Raw genomic sequence first — 24,688 nt, 5'->3', positions numbered from 1 at the left:
AGTCTGTAGGTTGGTACACTTGTTCTGATTATCTCATAAAGTAGGAAGGATAGCTATGAAGTTGAGAAGGGGTGTAGAAATACTTTATTTGGATAGGGATAGCTGATAAACCGACGGGTAACCTAGACGAAGAAACTGCGGATGATATTATCGAGGTCTCAAGAATAGTGCGCATAAAGAGGCGTGATGTGCGTTAAATAAAAAAGTTCGTTTCATATACGTTTCATATTGAATGAGTAAGCTAATAGTATAAGCCGATGAAGGTTGAAATCTGGCTGAATAATAGAGAAAAAGGGAGTTTATTAGTATGAAAAAAAGATATACCGTAGCACTTTCAATTATGTCGGTATTGGCGCTTAGCGCTGGTTGTTCTTCCAATGAGGTAGTAGAAAAACCCGTTAAGCCGGTTGAATCTGTTGTAGATCAATCATCAAGCACAGACCAGGGCATTAAGTCCTACGGTCAGCTAGTCGATGTCAAAGGGAAGAAAATGAACGTTTTGGATGTTGGTGAAGGGGAGGAAACCATCGTCTGGATTCCTGGCTATGGAGATATCGCCCCTGGCTTAACTTATACTAAAATGCTAGAGGAACTTACACCTCACTATCGGGTACTTGTCGTTGAGCCTTTTGGTTATGGTCTGAGTGATGTGATCGATGAGCCGCGTACGATTGAAAATATCACGGAGGAAATCCATGAAGCAGTTCAGCAAATTGAAGGTGTGGACAAGTATATTTTGATGGCGCATTCTATCTCGGGTGTGTATTCGATGAAATATGTAGATAGCTATGGCGATGAGCTGACTGGTTTCATAGGATTAGATACGAGCACGCCATCGATGTATGATGGGATAGCTATAAATAATGAGCAGCCAGCATCGGATGATGTTCCACCAATTCCTGAGGTTAGTGACGAAGTGAACGAACAATACCGTAAAATTGCAAAGAAAGTAAATGCGAACAAGAATGTTGTTGACGAGGCTGCACGTATGAATGAAAACCTTGATGAATCTAAAAAGTATTCATTCCCTGCCAATTTGCCAGTTGCTTTTTTCCTTGCAACGGAATCGATAGAGGGACAGAAGAATTTCCCTATTGAAAAAAATAGAGACTGGGTGAAAATGCACACCGACTTGACGAAGGATTCCACCTACACGAAAGTTTATGAAATTGATAGTACCCATCAACTATACTTGGATAAATACAAGGAAATTACAGAGCAATTGAATGAGTTTTTAGCTAACAGACCGACAGAGTCGTGATGGATTAGGAAGTTATGAATTCAAGAAAGCCTCCCGGTTCGCGTACGCGTCTGCATACGCTTTCGCTTGGGATGGTTTTTCGGCTAGGATGGCTGGCTTCACACTAGCCCCTCCTTTCATTATATGATGAAACATTCGTTCTGTTATTATCGCATAAATGGGAGAAGTTTACGGGTTGGGAGCTAGGATCTAGCGTGAGATTAATCTTCATGAAAGGTTGAACAAGTGGAGAAATCCACGTTTATTTCATTTGTTTGAGTGACTGTCATCCGATTCATGGCCAAGGTCATCTATACCACTACTTCCGGATACTGATATCAGGAGATGCTATAATAGCATTTACTGTATCATTATGAGCATAATACATAAATCGTTATATAAAAATTACAAATAAAGGGTGGAGTATAATGCAATTTATGCTAGACCGTTCAATAAAAAAACCTATGTATAGGCAACTTGTAGAACAAATAGAGAATGCAATTGTATCGGGGGATTTATCTCAGGACCAGCCATTACCATCTGAACGTGAGTTGGCAAAAAACTTACAGATTAATAGGAGTACGGTGGTGACTGCTTATGATGAGCTAGAGGCAGTCGGATTAATTGTCAGAAAGATAGGGAGCGGCACGTATATAAATACGGATATATGGGGGCTAACTCATAAAAGGGTTCCCAATTGGGGGAGATATGTAGAGGATGGCTCATTTCTTCCGAATCTTCCGTTGGTACAGAAACTTCGTAATGAAACTGAGCAAAAAGGAATGATTAACCTATCAAGCGGGGAACTTGCAGCAGATTTACTACCTAACGTCCAATTCGCTAGGATTCTTAAGGAGCATGCGTTTGATGAGCATTTAGGTTACGATCATCCTTTAGGCGATGCGGGATTACGGGAGACCATTTGTAAACATATGAAAACATATAAAAGTATGGTGGTTGAGCCAGACTCCATATTGATTACATCGGGTGCTCAGCAAGCAATACACCTAATCGTTCAGTGCTTGTTAAAACCAGGGGATACAGTAGCGATTGAAGACCCATCCTATGCATTCTCTTTACCGATCTTTCAATCATTTGGTGTTAAAACGCTTTTACTCCCAGTTGATCAACATGGTGTAAATCCTGATGATATTGAAGCTTTACAAAGAAAACATCGAATTCGTATGCTCTTCTTAAATCCTGATTATCAAAATCCTACTGGCACGAAAATGTCGCTGGAACGCCGAAAGAGAATATTGGAATTATCATCAAAACACGGTTTCCCAATAATAGAGGATGATCCTTATAATTTGACGTCATTCAACGGGTGCATTGGACCTACGTTAAAGTCAATGGACGATAATGATAATGTTTTATACATTAGTTCGTTATCAAAAGTGGTTGCATCAGGACTGCGCATTGGTTGGATTATTGGTCCGGAAAAAGTGATTAAACGCTTGTCAGACGGCAAACAGCAAATTGACTTTGGCCATAGTGTTTTTCCGCAATGGATAGCAAATCAATTTCTAGATTCCCCCCAATTTGACAAACACGTTTTAGATTTAAGGATTCAACTGAGGGAGCGAAGGAATGCGTTAATTTGGGCTTTGGACAGCTTATCTAAAGACGAGGTTACATATTTAGTGCCACAAGGCGGAATTCATTTATGGTGTAAAATAAATCATGAAATTGATGAATATAAGTTACTTGAAGAATCCATGAAAAAGGGCGTTTCATTTGTACCTGGGAGAATAATGGGCTCAAAAAATGGATACGTTCGATTTACTTATGGCAAAGGGAACGAAGCTTCAATAAAAGAAGGCGTTTCTAGGTTTGTCTACGCGCTAAGAAATAATGGGGGAATGTTTGAAAATGTCTAAAGAGCTCCAATAACTTTCTAGTTCCCCCATTTGTACTATTTCACTGGTTCCGAACCGTCCTCTGTTGTTAATAAACTAGAAATATACCTACAAGAACTACTATAATAGTAAATGGGATTGCTAGAACATAAACCCATAGCAGAGAAGAAAAACTGTTTTCACTCTTGTAACCTTTATTCATAGAATTAGCCGCGGATATGGTCATAATCAGTCCGACAACTAAAACAATAAATACAAAAATGAATGAAACGATGAGAGCTGCCGTCATACCTTACTCCTTTTTATAAATGTTTTTTATTCTATACATTATAATTATATAATATAAAACATTTTCGAGAACCATCCAATTAAGAGTTATTTAAACCAACCACTTTTTGAGGAAATTGAACAGTTACTAAAACTATCTATAAGCATACCATTCATCTGTTAGAAAGTATTGGAACTTTTGACAACAGTTTAGAGAATTGAAGATAAAAGAAACTTGAAAATGCACATAAATTCAGATGCTAAATCTGATTATGCGCATTTTTTATTTATGTACAAATGAAAAAATAGCGAGATATCTTTTTAGTATTTAAATAAGGATAAGATTGTTTATTATGTACACATGATTTTATTGGAGAGGGATAACAACGTTTTACTATGAAAGCGATAGGAGTTTCTTGGGTGGTTGAGTTCTGACTAAATCTATATACTTTATGTATACGATCTTTTATCCAAATAAAAACCGAGTGAAAAAGGGAGACTGGCAGATGAAGAGATTTCCGGAAGGGATAGCGTTCTGTTATAAGTGGCGGTCGTATCAGGCTCGTATTCTTCGGGAATTGGACGATCATCTGGCGAACAGGCATCTTCACCTCGTGGCGCCTCCCGGATCAGGGAAGACAGTTCTTGGGCTGGAGGTTATGCTGCGTCTTGATAAACCGACATTGATCGTCGCGCCGACACTTGCGATCAAACAGCAATGGAAAGAACGCTTCACTGAATTATTCCTGGAAGGGAAGCAGCCTGAATGGTTATCGATGGATATTACGCAACCGAATTTCATTACGGTGACGACCTATCAGGCGTTGCATGGCGTCTATCAAGAAGCCAGCAATCCCGACGACGTTGAAGGGGAAGCCGGAGATGATCAGGAGCTTGAAACAGATCAGGAAACTGTGAAATCGGATAAAATCGGTATCCGACGGAATCTTACTGAGTTCGGCTTCGGTACACTTATTTTGGATGAAGCGCATCATTTGCGCACGGCTTGGTGGAAGTCGATGATGACTCTCCGGAATTCTTTACAAGATATCCATGTAGTCGCCTTGACGGCTACACCGCCATTCGACGTGTCCGCTCTGGAATGGGAGCGGTATGTGGAACTATGCGGGCCTATCGATCTTGAGATAAGTGTTCCTGAACTGGTAAAGGAGAATGAGCTCTGTCCGCACCAGGATTATGTCCACTTCTCGTCGCCTGAAGGGGAAGAGCTGCAAATGATTCTACGCTTTCGAGAAGAGGCAGATCAATTCGTCCAAGCACTTTTTGCCGATGGATATCTACAGGAACTGCTCGAAAACCACCCGTGGCTGACAGATTCCAGGGAGTACATAAAAGAAATACTTGATCAGCCCGCCTATTTTTCAAGCATGTTAATTTTTCTTAAGCAGGTGGGCAGTGAACACTGCAAAGGGGCAATGTCTATTTTGGGAATGCCCGAGCACACACTGCCGCCGTTTACATACGAATGGCTTGAGGAACTATTAACGGGAATTTTGTTCACTGATGAAAGGGTGACGGATACAGACAATTTGCGAAAGCGGATTAAACTCCAGCTGTCGCAAATAGGAGCAATCGAGCGAAGAAGCATCAAGCTGCTTTCCACGGCACAAATGAATCGGAAGCTTACGCATAGTATCTCCAAACTGGCGGGCATTTGTGAGATTGTGAAATTTGAGAAACAGCTGCTGCAAGAGAAGCTGCGAATGGTCATCTTGGCCGATTATATCCATCTTGAGGATTTGCCCGCTAGTTCAGGTGATGAATTGCCGCTTCGGCGCATTGGAGTTGTGCCCATCTTTGAGAAAATCCGGCGGGAGGACGGCCTTCATGTGAAAGCAGGAATTCTAACAGGATCACTAGTCATTCTGCCGAAAAGTGAACAAAGGCTTGCGCAGGAAGTTTCAAAACGTCAGGGAATTGAGATTGAGTGGAAAGTGTTAGCGCATGATGCTTCGTATATCCGTGCCGAACTGACAGCCGGAAATCGTCAAAAAATGGTTGCCGTCCTGACAGAGGTGTTTTCATCGGGTGACCTTCACGTCTTAATCGGAACAGCGGCCTTGCTCGGGGAGGGATGGGATGCGCCTTGTATCAACTCACTGATCATCGCTTCCTATGTTGGCTCGTTCATGCAATCGAATCAGATGCGTGGAAGAGCCATCCGGGTGGACGGGAATAATCCTGGCAAGACCTCATCCATCTGGCATCTCGTATGTGTGGACCGTGACGTGGCAGACCCGGGGCATGATTATGCATTACTGTCCCGCCGTTTCCGATCACTTGTTGGGGTGAGTGAGAAAGAGGACGTGATTGAGAGTGGGATGTCGAGGCTGAATCTTGAGGAATCACCTTATACGCCACGAAAAATCAAGATGCTCAATGAACGGACTTACGAGAGAGCATTGGAACGAGATCGGTTAGTTGAAAGATGGCAGCGCGCAATTGACAAAGGACGGGAAATGGAAGAGGAACTTAGTACGGAAAGACGTTCGCTGCCACGGCCTTTTTATTTGCCTCATTCATTGAAAGCCTTGTCCTACATAGCCGGGTTCACACTTTTAGGGGAGATGTTTGACGCGGTCCGTTTTTTTATGAATTTTCGGGACGTTCCGGTAGGGGGCGGGTTATGGCTAGGATTGATTGTAGGGATGGCATTCGGCCTTCCATCCGTTCTCAAGGTTGTGAGGTTATACATGAAGCATCCTTCTGTCGAATCCAGCATGGCGGAAATTGGAAAGGCGATCTACTTGTCACTCCATCATGCCAAAGCCGTGCACACGCCTTACACGGAAGGCATGATCCATGTGACCGCGGACCGGATGGGTGCCTATACATGCTGGCTTACGGAAGGGACGACACATGAGAAGAACGTGTTTATGGGCGCCTTGCAAGAGTTCATCGCACCGATTGAAAATCCTAGATATCTCATCAACCGCCGTGCAGGCAGCTTGCTGAAACGAAAAGACGTCCATGCCATTCCCCATGAAATTGCTAGGAAAAAAGAGTATGCCCAATTTTTCCATGCAGAATGTGAAAAGCGCCTAGGGGATTGCGAACTTATTTATACACGTACGATCGAGGGAAGAAAAAACCTCCTTCGTGTGCGAATGAATGCCTTGTCCGCAGCATTTGTAAAAAAAGCGGACCGGATCAGCGGATGGCGATAAGAAGTATACAAAACTAAAAACTATCGAAATATACTTGACATTCGATTCGTCCACATGTAGAGTGTTGAATAACTTAATAAGCGACTTTCTTATCCAGAGAGGTGTAGGGACTGGCCCGATGATGCCTCAGCAACAGACTTGTATAGAACTGTGCTAATTCCAGTAGCGAAAGCTTGGAGATAAGAAGAGTGGACGCCGACTATTGCTGAACTCTTCTTATTTATAGGAAGGGTTTTTTCCTTATTAAGAAATAATAAGAAAAGGGGAAAGTAGCAATGACAAAAACAATGACGAAAACGGCACCATTCAGGGCGGACCATGTAGGCAGTTTATTGAGACCGGAAAGACTGCATGAGGCAAGAAAGTTGTTTGCAGAGGGTGAAATTACAGCTGAGCAGCTTCGCGACGTAGAAACAGCTGAAATTACCAGAATCGTTGATAAACAAATCGAGGTCGGCTTGGAGCTTGTGACAGACGGAGAGTTCAGACGTCGTTTTTGGCATACGGATTTCCTTGAGCATTTAAACGGAATTGAAGGATATGTACCAGAACAAGGCTATATTTTTAGCAGCGATGAAGAAACGGAACGCTATAATATTCGTAACGTCGGTAAAATTTCTTTTGATCCTGACCATCCGCATGTTAAAGACTTTGTCGAGTTTAATGGAATTGTTAACGGACGTGCAGTTGCAAAACAAACAATTCCAAGCCCGAATCAATTGTTCAACATCGGGATACGAGATGAAACTATATACCCGGATATTGAAGACTATGCAAAGGATATTATCCAGACATATCGTGACGCACTAAAAGCTTTCTATGACGCAGGCGTTCGCTATTTACAATTGGATGATGTGTATATGGCCGGCCTTTCTTCACCAGATATTCCATTTAATGATGGCGAATATTCGAGAGAGTATTTAATTGACCTTGCGCTTCGTGTCGTCAATGGAGTGTTAGAAGGAAAACCTGAGGACCTGTTTGTGACCACTCATTTATGCCGTGGAAATTACCGATCCAACTGGGCATTTGAAGGCAGCTACGATCTAATTGCAGAAAAGTTTTTGGCAAAAGAAAAAGTGGACGGATTTTTCCTAGAGTATGACGATCATCGCTCAGGCGGCTTCGAACCACTTCAACATATTCAAAAAAGCGGAGCTAAGGTCGTTTTGGGTGTAATTACATCTAAGAGTGGGGAACTTGAAGATAAAGAGCTGGTTAAATCGCGGATCGAAGAAGCGACGAAATTTATTCCACTTGAAAAAATTTGCCTAAGCCCACAATGCGGATTCGCTTCAACGCATCATGGAAATCAATTGACAGAGGAAGAACAGTGGAAGAAGTTGAAGTACATTGTAGATTTGTCAAAAGAGATTTGGGGTTAAGTAAAGAAAGTAAGATAAGCGAAGGGACCGTTTGAGAAACACTCTTACGGGGACCTTCGCTTTTTTTATATGGTGCGTATGCCTGGGTTAAAGGGGATCATATAGAACATCAAGCGGCTAAAGAACTTCACGAGATCGGTATCTATTTCAAGCGGGAAAAAGCGGGATCGAGCGTACTTAGTTTAAGCAAATAGAGATAAAAGGGGATCCGCTAATGGAGTAAAATTGGTAATAGAGCTAGGCGGCAATACTTATTTGCCGGTTGCCCATCGTAAGATTAACATATAGCGCGAGTAGTCAATATTCCTATATGGCAGTAATTCAAAAGTAATAAATGTAATAAATTAATTATGTTAAAAACAGGACTTTGTATTGATGACCATGAAAGTCTATGTTATGATTTTTAAGTAATATAGTTGGCAAACTTTTCGAAAGAGAGGGACGCAAAGCTCCAGGTCTAAAGCGATTATTGCTATGATGGCTGAGCCGTGAAACTAGATGTTATTCTGGTTTTTAATTTGCCTATTTCTAATTTGAAACAGGCTTTTTTTATGTGTAAAAACTATTCATTAGTAGGAGGAAAAGGAAAACATGCGTGTGTTAAAAAATATTCCGCTTAAATTCAAACTGTTGCTTACCGTATTTGCGATTGTCATTGCATTATTTGCCGTGACGACTACACAAAGCATTTCACAGTTGAAAAACCAGCTAGAAGGCGATCTTGAACAAGAGCTTAAAAGCGTTGGTCTCTTGACAGCAATGCAGCTTGATTCGAAAGAGGTAGAAAAGTTGTTTGATGCAAAAGGGGAATCAGATCCGAACTTTGTGAAAGTACAAAATAACCTGGACTATATTTTGGACGAGCAAGGGATCATGTTTTGGAGCTATATCTGGAAGATGGAAGATGGCGGAGTCAATCCTGTCGGCTATACAACTAATTTGGGAGATGTCTATAACGTCGGTGAGTTGTTCACTGATATTGCCCCTGTTCATATGACTGCAGCAAAGCTTGCGATTGAAAATGACCGTTCGGAAGTGACAAGCATTTTTGAAGATACTTTCGGATCATGGAGAACTGTTTTCAGTCCAATCAAAGACGAGAATGGCAATACGATTGCTGTCCTAGGTATCGACTATTCGGCTGACTACATCCAAGCAATTCTTCAGAAAAACGTAACGAAACAAATTGTCATCGCAATTATCGGTCTCGTCATCTTGTTTGCAGTTCTATTCTTTACAATTATCCGGTTACTCAGCCCGTTAAACAAAGCGGTCGTCATTGCCAATCAAGTAGCAGGCGGCGATTTGCGTGACGTGGAATTGGATGAATCAAAAGATGAAGTTGGAAAACTGTCCGGCTCCATTAAAGAGATGGTGTCCAATTTACAACACATCATTTTAAATATCCGTAATACGTCAAACAACGTTGCATCCTCTGCGACACAACTGACGGCAACTGCAGAGGAATCTTATCGCAATGCAACGAATGTTTCAAATGAAATCGATCATCTTGCGAAAAACGCAGAAACGACAATGGTCATGACGGTAGAGACAGCCTCTGCTATGGAAGAATCTGCAACGAGCATTCAACGGATTGCAGAGTCTGCTCATACTGTATCCGAATCCTCTTATTTCACTTCCACTGCTGCAAAAGAAGGCAATGAAGTGATTCAACAAGTCATTGACCAAATGCAGTTGATCGATGAATCCGTCAGCCAGATTGATGCGACGATTCAAGGGTTGAATGAAAACTCTAATCGTATTGGAAACATTGTCGATTTCATCACAGAAATTGCAGAACAAACCAATTTATTGGCATTGAATGCGGCGATTGAGGCGGCAAGAGCGGGTGAGCATGGAAAAGGTTTCGCCGTTGTTGCGGGGGAAGTAAAGAAATTGGCGGAGCAATCTGCTCATTCAGCTTCCGAAATTTATAAGCTCATTAATCATATCCAATCCAATTCAAATGAATCTCTGTTAGTAATGGAAAAAGGGAAAGAGAATGTGCGTATTGGATTGGACCAAACAGCGAAAGCCGGAGATATCTTCCAAGAGATTGTCGATTCTGCAGAGCAAGTTGCAGGTCAAATCCAAGAAATTTCTGCGGCTTCACAGGAAATTTCCGCTTCTTCAGAAGAGGTGGCGGCATCAGTTAATAATATGAAGACAGCATCACAGCAATCGGTGGAGTTCTCTATGAACGTTTCGAAACTAACGGAAGAGCAGTTAAGATCAATGCAAGAAGTAATCGAGGCTTCTGAGTCATTGGACAAAACGTCAGAAGAATTACAGTCATTGATCAAGCGATTTGAATTATGAGGTGAAATGAAATGAACTTAGGTCTTGAAGGAAAAAACGTGCTAGTAACAGGCGCAAGTATGGGGATCGGAAAAGCGATTGCCCTCCAATTTGCTGAGAACGGAGCAAACGTTTTGATTAATTATATCGGTGATCAAGAAATTGCCGAGCAAACTCGCCTAGAGGCCGAAAAACACAGTGTTCGTGCATTGACGTATCTTGCGGATGTATCGGATTCAGGCCAAGTCCGCGATATGTATGCATATATGGATGAACAGCTTGGCGGCATTGATATTTTGGTGAATAACGCAGGATTTGCGCAAGAAGCTCCGATTACGGAGATGACGGATGAGCAATGGGATCGGATGATCAAAGTCCATCTTTACGGCTGTTTTAATAACAGCCGTGAAGCGGCAAAAAGAATGAAGCAGCAAAACAAAGGAAAAATCATTAATATCTCTTCTGATATCGGAAGTTTAGGATGCGAAGAGTTCACCCATTATTCAGCTGCGAAAGGCGGCATCAACGCTTTTACAAAAGCATTAGCGCGTGAATTGGCTCCGAATATTTTGGTGAACGCAGTAGCGCCAAGCGGTACACATACAAATATCTTAAGCGCATTCGGAGACAATTATGTCGAAGAAGAATCTGCCAAATACCCGTTGAAACGGTTGGCTCAACCAGAGGAAATTGCAAAGAGTGTCTTGTTTTTAGCTTCGGACAACGCAAACTTCTATACTGGACAAATTTTAACGCCAAATGGCGGCGTCGTCATGAACGGCTAAGAAAAAGACGGGAGCAATTAGAACGATGAATATTGTTGTATTTGGATTGTATTTGATTTTTATTTACTATATTGGTTACAAAGGCTATAAACGAGTCAATACGGCCGAAGATTTGATCGTAGCAGGATGGAGCATGCCGCTGCCTGTCGTGACAGGCAGCTTGGTAGCTGCCATGCTGGCGGCTCCATTTTTCTTCGCAGCAATCGGTTCGGGCTATACGAGCGGCGGTTTCGAAGGCTCTGCGACAATGGGAGGCCTCGGCACATGTATGATCTTAGGCGCGCTCATTTGGACGAAACCGCTTAGAAGATTAAGAGGCTGGACGTTGGCCGATTATTACGGATTACGTTATGGCAGCAAAAAGTTAGGCGCGTATACCGGCATCGTCATGGCTGTCGCTTTCGGTGTATTTAACGCTGCAGCATTGACAGTAGGTGGCACATATATTATCCAGCAGCTTTTCCAAATTGACTTCATTCCAGCTGCCATACTGTTCGTGTCGTTGACAGCATTGTACTCTGTTATTGGTGGTTTATGGGCGGTTGCTTATACGGAAATTGTGCAAGGTGCACTTGCCATTGCTGGTATTTTGGGAATTTCGATTTTCATTTTCTTTTATTATCCGGATGTTACGTTCAATCCGGAATGGTGGAATATTAGTGAATTATTGAACAGAGGCGGGGTAGAGTTCTGGACGCTGTACTTAGTATTAGCGTTAGGAGACATACCTGCTGTCGATTTAGGGCAAAGGGTTGCGGCAGCGAAAAGCCCGCGTGTTGCCCAGAAGAGTATGATCATCGCAGGTTCCATTGTTATTGCGATTAGCTGGATTCCGGGCATGTTAGGGGAAGCGTTCAAGTCGATCTACCCGAACAGCTCCAATCCGGAAACGTTAATGCTTGCTTTTGCGCAAGGGTATTTCCCACCGATCTTAGCAGCAATCTTCTTAACTGCGATGGCAGCGATGGGAATGTCGACTGTAGCAGCTTGTTATGTGGCAACTTCAGGAATCATGACGAAAAACATATACTTGGATTTTATCAATAAAAATCCTGATCCGAAGAAGCTGTTGTTCATTTCAAGAAGTGTTATCTTGCTAAGCGCTGCGCTAGGTTTAGTGTTGGCAATCGGTGCTCAGAAGGTAATCGATTTGGCTTACCTAGCATGGGACATTGTCTTCGTTACGCTGTTCTGGCCAATCGTATTAGGTCCATTCTGGAAACGGGTGAGCACACCAGCCGTCTGGGCAAGCATTACCGTCGGGCTTATCTACTACATCGTTACATCTATAACTGGTGTGCCAGGACCAACGACGACTTCTGAAGGATTTATCGGCTTGTTGGATGAATTATGGCATATGCCAGTCTTCTCCGGTGTCATCGTTTCAGGTGTGACAATTATTGTACTAAGCTTCCTAATCCCGCCATCCCAACATGTGTTGGACATGCATAAGGTTGGAAGAGATAAGTCATTGGATGATGTAGGAAGTAAAGAAGAATTGAATGTTTAATAGCATGTAAAAAATCCACTTAGGCCTATGGGGCTTAAGTGGATTTTTGAAATTCCATATTTATCTTTCCGTTTTCTTTGGTTGGAATACAACTGCTTGCACGAAGAGGGCGCAAGAACCGATTATACTTGTTTTTAGGGAGTCACATAAACAATTGATTATATAAGTATTTGCTTATATAATTATCCTATACTAATTGGCTTTAATGTCCATTTAACAATTTCCTGTGTTTTATAGATATAAACTCTTTATTATCTAAAGGCGGTGAATTTCATGTTTAGTTATTCAAATGCTGAGCAAATATTAAAAGCAATGGGAGAAGAAACGAGGTTGAAAATCATCTCCTATTTGACTCGGGATTCTTTCTGCGTTTGTGAATTAGTTGAGCTTCTTCAAATGAGCCAGCCATCCATCAGCCAGCATTTAAAAAGATTGCGAGAGGTTGATATTGTTTTGGAAGAAAGAAGGGGGAAATGGAGTTTCTATTCCCTTAATAAAAAGCATGAGTTTTATACATTAATTCTCCATTTGGTTAGCATGCTGCCTGCAAAGGAGGAAAATATCCAATCACTCGTTGTTGAGGGAAAAAGAGTTCTATGTGAATAATCTTTGGTGAAAAAGAGAGGTGCTTTATTTTGGTTTTTTGGGCTGTTGCAATCTTTTTATTAACACTTATTTTAGTTATTTGGCAGCCTAAAGGGTTGTCGATTGGATGGTCAGCAATTGGTGGAGCCATCCTCGCCTTACTAGTAGGGGTAGTTGGGTTTGATGATGTAATTGCAGTGACAGAAATTGTTTGGAATGCAACATTGGCTTTTGTTGCCATCATTCTTATATCTTTGATCCTCGATGAAATCGGGTTGTTTGAATGGGCAGCCCTCCATATGGCGAGAATTGCAAAAGGCAATGGCATAAAAATGTTTATCTATATAAGTATTTTAGGTGCAATCGTGGCTGCTTTATTTGCAAATGACGGGGCGGCGTTAATACTTACACCTATTGTACTGGCAATGGTACGTAATTTGAATTTCAAGGAAAAAATGATCTTTCCCTTTATCATGGCGAGCGGATTTATTGCAGATACCACGTCGCTGCCATTCGTCGTAAGTAACTTGGTGAATATCGTTTCAGCCGATTTCTTCGGTATTGGTTTTGTGGAGTATGCATCCAGAATGATCATTCCAAACATCTTCTCCCTCGTTGCAACAATCACTGTACTATTAATTTACTTCCGAAAAGATATTCCGAAATCGTATGATGCTTCCAAATTGAGTAAACCTGAAGATGCCATAAGGGATCATAGGATGTTCCGGTTATCATGGTATGTTCTTGGGTTATTGGTTGTTGGTTATTTTGTAAGTGAGTTTGTTGATCTTCCTGTTTCGATTGTGGCAGGTGTGATAGCGATATTCTTTATCCTTATGGCAAGAAGCAGCAGCGTAGTAAATACGAAAACAGTTATTAAAGGGGCACCGTGGAGTATCGTGTTTTTTTCAATCGGCATGTATGTTGTCGTTTATGGATTAGGGAACGCAGGTCTTACAGAGGCATTGGCTACTGTTATTCAAGCGACAGCAGAACAAGGATTATTTATCGCTACAATAGCAATGGGCTTCATCGCAGCTTTTTTATCATCGATCATGAACAATTTGCCAACGGTTATGATTGATGCCTTGGCTATTGCTGAAACTGATACAACAGGTGTCATTCGAGAAGCACTTATTTATGCAAATGTCGTTGGATCTGATTTAGGTCCCAAAATAACCCCAATCGGTTCTCTTGCAACTTTGGTATGGCTTCATGTTTTATCTCAAAAAGGGATTAAAATTTCATGGGGGACTTATTTCAAAACAGGTATCCTACTGACGCTTCCAATCTTGTTTATCACATTAGTGGGTCTTTACCTGACGCTTACTATTTTGTAAAAGGGGAATGATCATGGCTAAAAAAACAGCCTACTTTTTATGTACAGGGAATTCATGTAGAAGCCAAATGGCCGAAGGTTTTGGGAAGAAATATTTAAGTGCGTATTACGATGTCTACTCGGCGGGGATTGAAGCACACGGTTTAAATCCTAACGCTGTCAAAGCAATGAAAGAAGTAGGTGTTGATATAACTACTCAAACTTCGGATATTATTGACTCGGATATATTAAACCAAACAGACCTTATAATTACATTATGCGGTGATGCTAACGATAACTGCCCAATGACACCTCCAAACGTTACAAGATGGCATTGGGGCTTTGATGATCCAGCGAAAGCGGAAGGTACAGAAGAAGAGAAATGGACTGTTTTTCAGAGGGTAAGGGATCAGATTGAACAAAGAATTAAAAGGTTTGCAGAAGAGGGGCAATAGGAGAACACCGAAGGGTATGATTTGTCCTTCGGTATTTTATTGTGGAAATAAAGAGCCGCGCACTTGTAAAGCTCTGGTTTTGGAAGCTGAAATATTAAGAATATGTAAATTTTCTTATTTAGTTCTGGAGAATAAGGAATAAGTTGATATGGTAGACATACGGGGAAAAACATATGAACCTTGCGAAAGTTATAGAGTAAAAGGAGATACTAATGAAACAAACTAAACCCACTGGGGGAATTAAATCACTATTGGAGATCTTTTTAGTTTCAACAAAACTAGGGTTGACCTCCTTTGGTGGACCGACTGCTCACTTAGGGTATTTTCATGAAGAATACGTACGCAGAAGAAAGTGGATGGATGAAAAAAGTTATGCTGATTTAGTTGCCTTGGCACAATTCTTACCTGGTCCAGCGAGTAGTCAAGTAGGAATCGGCATAGGCGTTATGCGGGCGGGGGTGCTAGGTGGGATCACTTCTTTTATAGGGTTTACGCTGCCTTCAGTTATTGCCCTAATCCTTTTTGCCTTACTGCTCACGGGATTTGATATAAGCAATGCCGGATGGATACATGGCTTGAAGATTGTAGCGGTAGCAGTAGTTGCGCATGCCATAATGGGTATGGCAAAGAATTTAGCTCCTGATTTAAAAAGGAAAGCCATTGCTTTATTAGCTCTGATCGGCACCCTTCTTTGGCAATCCGCTTTTACGCAAGTAGGCGTCATTTTGATAGCTGCACTTTTAGGGTTTCTTTTATATCGACAATACGAGCAAAATGAAGAAGTTAGTTCGCAATTCCCGATTGCCAAAAGCTTTTCCGCAATCTGTTTACTGTTATTCTTCGGTTTGCTGATTTTTTTGCCAATCATTCGAGAGGCTACAGGATCTTATTGGATCGCTATGTTTGATAGCTTTTATCGATCAGGTTCTTTAGTTTTTGGTGGTGGTCATGTCGTTTTACCTTTATTGGAACAAGAATTTGTACCGAATGGTTGGTTGAGTGAAGAAGCATTCTTGGCAGGTTACGGTGCCACTCAAGCAGTGCCAGGTCCTCTATTCACTTTTGCCGCTTATCTAGGTGCTGTCATGAAAGGGTGGCAAGGTGGGGTAATCGCAACGATCGCTGTATTCCTACCTGCTTTCCTTCTGATTTTGGGTGCATTGCCATTTTGGGATAGTTTGCGAAACAATCCTAAAATTAAAGGGGCAATAATGGGGGTAAATGCAGCAGTGGTGGGAATTTTACTTTCTGCCTTTTACAATCCAATTTGGACTAGCTCAATAATAGAACCTATTGATTTTGCCTTTGCCTCGATTTTATTTAGTATGCTAGTGTTTTGGAAACTCCCGCCGTGGGTTATCGTATTAACAGGGGCCTTTGGAGGGCTACTTATATCATATTTACCATGATTTTTGCAGTGAATGATGTATATTCTAAGTTGTGAGCGTCCAAGCTTAGCCTGTTTTTCATAAGATCTTGAAGAGTTTAAAGATATTTTCCGAGTAGTAGTAGAATCCGATATGGATTCTTCTAAACAGGGAAAGGGATTGGAATGTAAGCGAATAGAAAAGTTGCGATTATGACATTATAAGTGTGTTTATTGTAGGAGCGTACCGGAAGGTCAGTGAAAACTGATTAATCGGGACGCTCCTCTTTTAATTGACTTTGTGAAAAAATAACATATTAAAAAATAGAAAATTTAACAAAACGCCGATACCCTATAAAGCAATCAATAATGCAGTTCAAATAATGATTGACAATGATAATCATTATCAATACAATCGAATATACTGAGAACGATTATCAGTGTGACAGTAGATTGATAATGTAGGGGGGATAATGTGGAGTTGTTTGATGTGACAATAGTTGGTGGCGGTCCTGCAGGATTATATAGTACTTTTTACAGCGGCTTGCGTAATCTGAAGACTAAAATTATCGAGGTTCAACCTGTTCTTGGCGGCAAAGTGAATGTTTATCCAGAGAAGGTCGTATGGGATGTTGGTGGCCTTCCGCCAGTACAAGCCCAAGTATTTGCTCAAAATTTAATAAACCAGGCGATGATCTTTATGCCGACAGTCTATGTAAATACGAAAGTGGAGCAAATAGAGAAGCAAGGCGATATTTTTGCCATATCAACGAATTCGGGAGATGTCCATTACTCCAAAACTATTATTGTTGCAGTAGGAGGAGGTATTTTAAATCCCATTAAATTAGAAGTGGATGAGGCTGAAAAGTATGAGCTGACCAACTTGCATTATACGATTTTAGGAATGCAGCGCTTCCGTAATAAAAGAGTTCTTATATCTGGCGGTGGAAATGGAGCGATTGACTGGGCGGTAGAACTGCTAAGGACGGCAAGGGAAGTTATTGTTGTTTATCGCAATGAGCAGTTAACGGCCCACGAAGCACAGGTGGAAAAACTAAATCAACATCGTGTACCGATTTTGCTGAACGCGGAAATTCAATCCTTCGTTTCTGGTACTGATGATACAGTCATTGAACAAGTTATCATTTCACAGAACGGGGAGACGTATCAATTCGAAGTGGATGATGTGTTAATCAGCCACGGTTATAATCGTGAAAAATCATTAACGTTTGCTGATAGCATAGAACCGAAAAGAAAAGATGATTATTACTTAGTTAGTCAAGGACAGTGCGCAACATCTGTCCCCGGTATTTTTGGGGCTGGTGACATTATTACGTATGACGACAAAGTAGGTCTACTAGTTGGTACTTTCCAAGACGCAGTGCTTGCTGTGAATAAAGCAAAAATGTTTATTGATCCACAAGCCGATCAATATGCAATGGTTTCTTCGCATAATGAGAAATTTAACGAGATGAATAAAGAGATTTTAGAAGAAGTATTCACGGGGGGTAATAAATGATCGCTTACAAAAAAGCAAGTCTGATTACCGTGAAATAGAAGGGATGAAAGCTCCCACCGAAATTGAACAATCAACTACTATACGTCATCACTTTTAGAATAGGAAGGGTTTCATATGAAAACTAAAAAACATTTTATACTACTGCTAACACTGATGGTAGTGGCGGCTCTTTCATTAGCAGGCTGCTCTAGCCAATCTTCAAAAGAAGAGGGTGAAACAAAAGAGCCTGCTTCTTCAGAAAAGGAACAAACCGAATCGGGAACTGAAACAGATGCAGAATATCCAATTACGGTTACACATGCTTTAGGCGAGGAAGTTATCGAAAGCAAACCGGAACGAATTGTTACAATTCAATGGGCAAACCATGATGTAGCTTTAGCATTAGGTGTTGTACCTGTTGGTTTTTCGGCTGCAAACTTTGGGGTTCAAGACGACAGCGGTTTATTGCCATGGACGAAAGAAAAGCTGGATGAGCTTGGAGTGACTGATCCGAACGTCTTTCAGGATACAGATGGCTTGGATTTCGAAGCAATCGCGGATGCCAGTCCGGATGTGATTTTAGCGGCATACTCTGGTATTACAGCTGAAGATTATGAGACATTGAAAAAAATTGCTCCAGTTATCGCTTACCCAACTGCACCATGGGCAACTACATGGCGCGAGCAAGTCGAATATAATGCTGCAGGGATGGGCATGAAAGAAGAGGGAGAACAGTTAATAAAAGACACAGAGAACTTAATCGCAGAGAAAGTAAAAGCATACCCGCAAATCGACGGTAAAAAAGTAGTGTGGGTGAACTTCTCGGCAAAAGACTTGTCCCAATTGCATCTGTATACGCCAATCGATTCACGTGTAGCCTTCTTAGAAGAGTTGGGTATGACTTATCCTGAAAGTGTTTCTTCTTTGATTACAGATCCGAATAGCTACTCGTTGAAGTTGAGTGCCGAAAATGTGGAAGCGTTATTTGATGCGGATTTATTAGTTGGCTATGGGGATGATGAGCTTTATGAAACGATTAAAAAAGATCCGGTTTTAGGTAAAATTCCAGCAGTTGAAAGAGGTTCGGTTGCGTTCATTACAAGTGATACGCCTTTAGTGGCAGCAGGAACTCCAAACCCACTTTCAATTGCTTATACAATTGATGAATATTTAGAGTTAATTGGTGGGGCAATTGATAAAATTGAAAAGTGATTCTTCCCCATTAGATAAAAATGATAGACATGTTCCAAAGCATTTCTCAATTATTTTACTAGCGGGCTTCATTTTATTAATCGTTACGGTCATTGCTTCTCTCGTATTGGGAGCCAGAGTGGTCAGTTACCAAGAATTAATGGATGGGCTTAGCTTTCAAAACGTAGATTCATATGGCGCAAACGTAGTCCAGAAACGAATTTCGCGTACTGTGTTTGGGTTATGCTGTGGTGCTGCCCTGGCAATCTCAGGTGTACTGATGCAAACTGTGACCCGTAATCCGTTGGCGGATCCGAGTATTTTAGGCGTGAATACGGGCGCGGCCTTATTTGTAGTAGCCGGCATTTCATTTTTCCAGATTTCTACGGCCGGGCAATATATTTGGCTTGCTTTGATCGGAGCTTCAATAACAGCGGTTTTCGTATTCGGAATAGGTTCGATGGGCCGTGGGGGCGCAACCCCGATTAAATTAGTACTCGCAGGAGCTGCAACTAGTGCAGCTCTTTCTTCACTTGTAACTGCAATTATGATTCCGAATCTATATGCGATGGACCAATTTAGATTTTGGCAAGTAGGCAGTGTCGGCTCGGGATCATGGCAGTCGATCATTATTTTCATCCCATTCTTGATCGTCGGAATAATGATTGCGTTTATCTCAGCGCCAGCGTTAAATGCATTGGCATTAGGTGATGATGTTGCGACTGGTCTTGGCGTGCGGCCCGGTTTACTTCGGGCGTTCGCGATTGGTGCAGGCGTGATTTTATGCGGGGTGACGACAGCATTGGCGGGTCCAATCGGATTTATCGGCCTTTTGGCGACCCATAGCATGCGTTTACTTGTCGGCTCGGATTTGCGTTTTTTAATCCCTCTATCAGCACTGGCAGGAGCAATCATTTTAACATTTTCTGATGTGGCTGGAAGATTGATTGGAAGTCCCGGTGAACTCGAAGTGGGGATTATTACAGCGTTTATTGGCGCGCCCATCCTTATTCTATTAGCTAAGAAATCGAAGGTAAGGTCATTATGAGACATCATACTAGTGAAGTGGGTTTTATTGTAAAAGGCAGACGTCAAAGAAGAAGGCGCTGGCTCATTGTTACTTCCTTGCTAATCGTCCTATTATTTATTCTTTGTTGTGCCATGCTCTTATTAGGGAATACGATTTATCCGGTAGAAGTGATCATTCGTTCCTTAATGGGAGAAGAGATAGCAGGGGCTAATTTTGCAGTCAACACGATCCGTCTTCCACGCATGGTGACAGGTTTATTTGCAGGGTTTGCTTTTGGTGTGGCAGGTTATATTTTTCAAACAATGCTGCGCAATCCATTGGCGAATCCAAATATTTTAGGCATTACATCCGGCTCCAGTGTAGCTGCTGTATTTTGCATTACCGTTTTACATTCAAGTAATACGGTTGTATCTATTGCGGCAATCATTGGAGGATTGATTACCGTAACTGTGATGTATCTTTTATCTCGTTCTCAATCCTTTTCGATTGGTCGTTTAATCATCATTGGGATTGGTATGCAGGCGATGTTGGATGCTGTCATTTCTTATTTGATAATCAAAAGTTCCCAACAAGATATTGCAGGAGCGCTTAGATGGTTAAGCGGGAGCTTAAATGGTTCGAAAATGAGTGATGTTATTCCGTTGATTATCATTACAGCAATACTTACTCCAATCATCATAGCTTTTGGCAAACAGCTCAGCATGCTGGAGTTAGGCGATCAGATGGCAATGTCCCTTGGAGTATCTATAGATAAGACGAGAGTCATTTTAATCGTAAGCTCTGTGTTTTTGATTTCAATTGCTACTGCAACGACTGGCCCGATTGCCTTTGTATCGTTTTTAGCAGGACCGATTGCGAATAGACTCGTTGCTGCTAGTGCGCAAAATATTCTTCCAGCAGGATTAGTCGGTGCTAATCTCGTATTACTTGCAGATTTGGTGGGACAGTTTGCATTTGAATACAGATTTCCGGTAGGGGTGATTACAGGGTTGCTCGGAGCACCATATTTAATTTATTTACTAATCCGGATGAACCAAAAAGGAGAATTGTAATGAGCAACAAACATGTTTTTCGAGTCGAGGGGCTAGTTTCTGGCTATGAGAATAAAACAATTATCCACGGAATCGATCTTGAAATTCCGGAAAATAAAATCAGTGTCATCATCGGTGCGAATGGCTGTGGGAAATCAACGCTATTAAAAACGATGGCCAAGCTCATCAAACCTACAGAAGGGGATATAACGCTCAATGGGAAAGCGATCAATAAATATCCTTCAAAGCAGTTGGCGCGCACTGTAGGGATTCTTCCACAAACTCCTGTAGTCCCTGATGGTATTACTGTTGCAGATTTAGTCGGTAGAGGAAGGTTTCCGCATCAAACTTTGTTTAGTGGATGGACAAAAAAAGATTATGAAGCCGTTGAAGATGCGATGGAGTTCATGAATATTATCGAGTTTGCCAATCTCGATATCGATGAACTATCCGGTGGACAAAGACAGCGTGTATGGATTGCCATGGCACTTGCACAGCAAACTGATATTTTATTTTTAGATGAACCTACCACCTTTCTAGATATAACCTACCAAGTGGAAATATTAGATTTATTAACCAACTTGAATCAAAAGCATGGTACGACGATTGTTATGGTATTACACGATATCAATTTGTCGGCACGATATGCAGACCATATTTTTGCAGTAAAGGATGGAAAGCTGATTGCTGAGGGAAAACCGGCTGATGTTCTGACAAGCGAGTTAGTAAAAAATGTTTTCGAGTTAGATAGCGTCATTATTCAAGATCCAGTATCAGCTACCCCTTTAGTTATTCCGAAAGGCCGTTATTACGTAAATGATTAAGTTTACAAACCAAAGAGCTCACACCTGGCGTTGTAAAAACGTAGCGGGTGGGCTTTTTTTCATGCAATTAATTATAGTTGACAAAACATAGATACAAACATATACTAAGTGTAAATAGATAGTAACAAAATAAAACTAAGTAAAGAGGAGGAGATTTCAAATGGAAAAGATGAAGGGGTATTTGGCGGAGTGGTCGCTATTTGAAAAAGTATGGGTGACAGTTTTCACGGGGATTACGGTTTATCTATATTTTGCGTTTGAAGATACGCTTTTAGGATTGGTGAGCTCGATTTCCGGGATGCTGTGCGTAGTGTTAGTGGCAAAAGGGAAAGTCTCCAACTATTTTTTCGGGATTGTGCAGACGGTCACTTATGGCTATATCGCTTATAGTTATGGGTTGTATGGGGAGTCGATGCTGAACTGGATATTTTACTTTCCGATGCAGTTTATCGGCATCTGGCTGTGGATGAAGCATTACAAGAAAAAGGAAGACTCGACACAAGGAGAAAATGTGTATGTGAAGCGGCTTACACTAAAAGGGTGGGCAATCGTTATCGGCTTATTTGCGGTAGGGGCGCTCGTCTATGCAGAATTATTGACGCTATTGTCTGCACAGCAAGTGAGGATAGACAGCATGGCAGTCGTCCTGTCGGTCATTGCCCAGATTTTAATGGTGCAGCGGTACGCAGAGCAATGGGTCATATGGATTTTGGTGAATGTCCTGACCATTACATTGTGGGTGATAACGTTAGTGCAGACAGGGGGTAATGATTGGAATATGGTCATTATGTGGACGGCATTCCTTGTGAATTCGGTGTACGGCTATGTGAACTGGTTGAAATTGTCGAAGTTACAAAAGGTTAATGAATAGATGGAAAACAGAGAAGGGAGAAGATGAAAATGACAGGAATTGAAAGAAAAGAAGCAATGACGGTAGGACATTACGGAGGAAAGTTCATTCCTTTTCATAAAGGTCATTTATATGCCATTACGAAAGCGGCGGCACAAGTAGATAAGCTCTATGTGCTCGTCAGCTACCACGAAGAGCGGGATAGAAAACTATGTGAGGAAGCGGGGCTGGATTATATCGATTTCAAAAGGCGGCAGCAGTGGATCATGACTTCTACAAAAAATATGCAGAATGTAACGGTGCTCGCGGTGGAAGATCCTTATTCGGAGGATATGGAGTATTTATGGTTAGAAGGCGGCCGGAGAATGATTGAGGCAATTCCGGAGAAGATCACCCATATTTTCAGTTCGGAAAGTGAATACGATTACTGGTTTAGGCGTATTTACGGGGAGGATATCAAGCATATCGTCATAGATGAAGCCCGCGAGATCTTTCCAATCAGTGCGACGAAAATACGGAACGAGGGAGTCTTTGCGAATTGGGATATGATCCCCGAAGCAGCGAAGCCGTACTACACGAAGAAAATTGCTATTGTCGGCGTCGAATCTTGCGGGAAGTCTACGCTGACACGAAATCTTTCGCTGCTATTTGGTACGGAGTATGTGGAGGAATACGGTCGTACGGTCAGTGAGGAAATCGGAGACGGCAGTTCATTGCTGACCGAAGAGCATTACAAGGAAATCGTGTTCGGACATAAGCATATGGAATACCAAAAGATCAAGAAGGCAAATAAGCTATTGTTCATTGACAGCGAAGCGGTCGTATCCCAGTATTACGCCAAAATGTACTTTGGGAAGGAGCTGGATTTCATAGAAGGGGCCATCCAGGCGCAAGATTATGATTTGTACTTGTTTTTAGAGCCGGATGTGAAGTGGGTTGCGGATGGGTATCGGACATTTAATGATCCGGAAGTGCGGAAAAAGACAAATGAGATTTTAAAGAAAATGTTTGATGACAGGGGAATTAAATATGTAACAATTAGCGGGAACTATGAGGAGCGGCTCGATCGGGCGATTGAACAGATCACGAAGCTTATTACGAAATAATGAAGGAGGGGTTTAACGCACCCTTCTTTTTTTCTTGTAAAAAGAGAAGGATAGTAATAGAATGCAACTAAGTGCAGGAAGGGGGAAATACAATGGAAGAGCAATACTTACAGAACCTTAGTGAGGAAGAATTTATCGAGCAATATAAAAAAACAGAGAAGAATAAATATGAAAAGCCATCGATTACAACAGACATGGTCATCTTCACTGTGGCAACGGAAACGGTTGCGGATAAACGAAAAAAGGCGGAGAAGGAGCTGCAACTTCTGCTCATCAGGCGTGGAGGACATCCGTATAAGGGAGACTGGGCGTTGGCAGGAGGATTTATGGGGATCGACGAGGACCTCGATACGGCTGTGCAACGGGAATTGAAAGAGGAGACGGGAGTAGATGGGGTTTATGCTGAACAGCTTTACACGTGGAGTGCGGTAGACCGTGACCCCCGAATGAGGATTGTGAGTGTCAGCTATTTAGCACTCGTCGACCAAGAGAAATTACCGCCTTTGCAAGCGGGGGACGATGCGGAAGATGTAAGGTGGTTTACCATAAAGGAAAAGACAGTCGAAATTCGAGATGAAGAGGTTAGCGGCATGAGGAGACGAACGGAGGAAATTGAGCTGGAGCTGACTTCCGGGGAGCTCAAGGTGTCTGCAACTGTAGAAAAACTCACGGTGACAGATCGAGCAAATACTAGAACGACAATGTCGATAACAAAGCGGGATGGAATTGCCTTTGACCATGCGGAAATTATTTTGTATTCATTGGAACGGTTGCGTGGAAAAGTGAACTACACAAATATCGCATTCAATTTGGTGGGGAATGAATTCACACTGCCGGATTTGCAGCAAGTGTATGAAGTAATTTTGGGCAGAGATCTAAATAAAGTACAGTTTCGCCGCCAT

General features: G+C 41.8%; 19 protein-coding genes and 2 riboswitches. All 19 genes read left to right on the top strand.

The features are described 5' to 3' along the window. Window positions 1–307 precede the first annotated feature (307 nt). Window positions 308–1,261, top strand: coding sequence for an alpha/beta fold hydrolase (locus SLU01_RS16055; protein WP_147060203.1), 954 nt, complete (start codon window positions 308–310; stop codon window positions 1,259–1,261). A 407-nt stretch (window positions 1,262–1,668) separates the two neighbouring features. Then, entirely contained in the window at window positions 1,669–3,120 is a 1,452-nt protein-coding gene (gene pdxR, locus SLU01_RS16050; RefSeq protein ID WP_147060201.1) for a MocR-like pyridoxine biosynthesis transcription factor PdxR, read from the top strand. A 752-nt stretch (window positions 3,121–3,872) separates the two neighbouring features. Then, window positions 3,873–6,554, top strand: coding sequence for a DEAD/DEAH box helicase family protein (locus SLU01_RS16045; protein WP_147060199.1), 2,682 nt, complete (start codon window positions 3,873–3,875; stop codon window positions 6,552–6,554). Between the two features lie 86 nt (window positions 6,555–6,640). Then, window positions 6,641–6,740: riboswitch (SAM riboswitch) on the top strand. Window positions 6,741–6,829: 89 nt separating this feature from the next. Then, on the top strand, window positions 6,830–7,939 hold the full coding sequence (locus SLU01_RS16040; RefSeq protein WP_147060197.1) for a 5-methyltetrahydropteroyltriglutamate--homocysteine S-methyltransferase: 1,110 nt from the start codon (window positions 6,830–6,832) through the stop codon (window positions 7,937–7,939). 408 nt (window positions 7,940–8,347) lie between these two features. Next, window positions 8,348–8,433, top strand: a riboswitch (cyclic di-GMP riboswitch). Between the two features lie 97 nt (window positions 8,434–8,530). Next, entirely contained in the window at window positions 8,531–10,258 is a 1,728-nt protein-coding gene (locus tag SLU01_RS16035) for a methyl-accepting chemotaxis protein (RefSeq protein WP_147060195.1), read from the top strand. Window positions 10,259–10,269: 11 nt separating this feature from the next. Next, on the top strand, window positions 10,270–11,022 hold the full coding sequence (locus SLU01_RS16030; RefSeq protein ID WP_147060192.1) for an SDR family NAD(P)-dependent oxidoreductase: 753 nt from the start codon (window positions 10,270–10,272) through the stop codon (window positions 11,020–11,022). A gap of 25 nt (window positions 11,023–11,047) precedes the next feature. Beyond that, window positions 11,048–12,532 carry a sodium:solute symporter family protein gene (locus tag SLU01_RS16025; protein ID WP_147060190.1) on the top strand — a complete coding sequence of 495 codons (1,485 nt, stop codon included), beginning with the start codon at window positions 11,048–11,050 and terminating at the stop codon, window positions 12,530–12,532. A gap of 273 nt (window positions 12,533–12,805) precedes the next feature. Next, entirely contained in the window at window positions 12,806–13,138 is a 333-nt protein-coding gene (locus SLU01_RS16020) for an ArsR/SmtB family transcription factor (protein WP_147060188.1), read from the top strand. 29 nt (window positions 13,139–13,167) lie between these two features. Then, entirely contained in the window at window positions 13,168–14,457 is a 1,290-nt protein-coding gene (locus SLU01_RS16015; RefSeq protein ID WP_147060186.1) for an arsenic transporter, read from the top strand. A gap of 13 nt (window positions 14,458–14,470) precedes the next feature. Further along, entirely contained in the window at window positions 14,471–14,890 is a 420-nt protein-coding gene (gene arsC / locus SLU01_RS16010) for an arsenate reductase (thioredoxin) (RefSeq protein WP_147060184.1), read from the top strand. A 212-nt stretch (window positions 14,891–15,102) separates the two neighbouring features. Continuing rightward, window positions 15,103–16,299 (top strand): chromate transporter, encoded by a 1,197-nt coding sequence (locus SLU01_RS16005; RefSeq protein ID WP_147060182.1) that lies wholly within the window; start codon window positions 15,103–15,105, stop codon window positions 16,297–16,299. 432 nt (window positions 16,300–16,731) lie between these two features. Beyond that, complete coding sequence (locus tag SLU01_RS16000) at window positions 16,732–17,775, top strand: NAD(P)/FAD-dependent oxidoreductase (RefSeq protein ID WP_147060179.1); 1,044 nt, start codon at window positions 16,732–16,734, stop codon at window positions 17,773–17,775. A gap of 114 nt (window positions 17,776–17,889) precedes the next feature. Continuing rightward, on the top strand, window positions 17,890–18,966 hold the full coding sequence (locus tag SLU01_RS15995; protein ID WP_147060177.1) for an iron-siderophore ABC transporter substrate-binding protein: 1,077 nt from the start codon (window positions 17,890–17,892) through the stop codon (window positions 18,964–18,966). Next, complete coding sequence (locus tag SLU01_RS15990) at window positions 18,956–19,993, top strand: FecCD family ABC transporter permease (protein WP_147060227.1); 1,038 nt, start codon at window positions 18,956–18,958, stop codon at window positions 19,991–19,993. The genes SLU01_RS15995 and SLU01_RS15990 overlap by 11 nt, the downstream gene beginning before the upstream one ends. After that, on the top strand, window positions 19,990–21,027 hold the full coding sequence (locus tag SLU01_RS15985) for a FecCD family ABC transporter permease (protein WP_147060175.1): 1,038 nt from the start codon (window positions 19,990–19,992) through the stop codon (window positions 21,025–21,027). The genes SLU01_RS15990 and SLU01_RS15985 overlap by 4 nt, the downstream gene beginning before the upstream one ends. Beyond that, window positions 21,027–21,830, top strand: coding sequence for an ABC transporter ATP-binding protein (locus SLU01_RS15980; protein WP_147060173.1), 804 nt, complete (start codon window positions 21,027–21,029; stop codon window positions 21,828–21,830). The genes SLU01_RS15985 and SLU01_RS15980 overlap by 1 nt, the downstream gene beginning before the upstream one ends. Before the next feature lie 160 nt (window positions 21,831–21,990). After that, window positions 21,991–22,701, top strand: coding sequence for a nicotinamide riboside transporter PnuC (pnuC, locus tag SLU01_RS15975; RefSeq protein WP_246111022.1), 711 nt, complete (start codon window positions 21,991–21,993; stop codon window positions 22,699–22,701). 29 nt (window positions 22,702–22,730) lie between these two features. Continuing rightward, window positions 22,731–23,786 (top strand): multifunctional transcriptional regulator/nicotinamide-nucleotide adenylyltransferase/ribosylnicotinamide kinase NadR, encoded by a 1,056-nt coding sequence (nadR, locus tag SLU01_RS15970; protein WP_147060171.1) that lies wholly within the window; start codon window positions 22,731–22,733, stop codon window positions 23,784–23,786. Between the two features lie 92 nt (window positions 23,787–23,878). Continuing rightward, a partial coding sequence (locus SLU01_RS15965; protein WP_147060169.1) for an NUDIX hydrolase occupies window positions 23,879–24,688 on the top strand: 810 nt, incomplete at its 3' end.

Origin of the sequence: Sporosarcina luteola, assembly GCF_007991495.1 — a bacterium.
Classification (GTDB): Bacteria; Bacillota; Bacilli; order Bacillales_A; family Planococcaceae; genus Sporosarcina; species Sporosarcina luteola.
The sequence above is the reverse complement of the archived record's forward strand: the minus strand, read 5'-3'. Positions and strand labels throughout refer to the sequence as shown.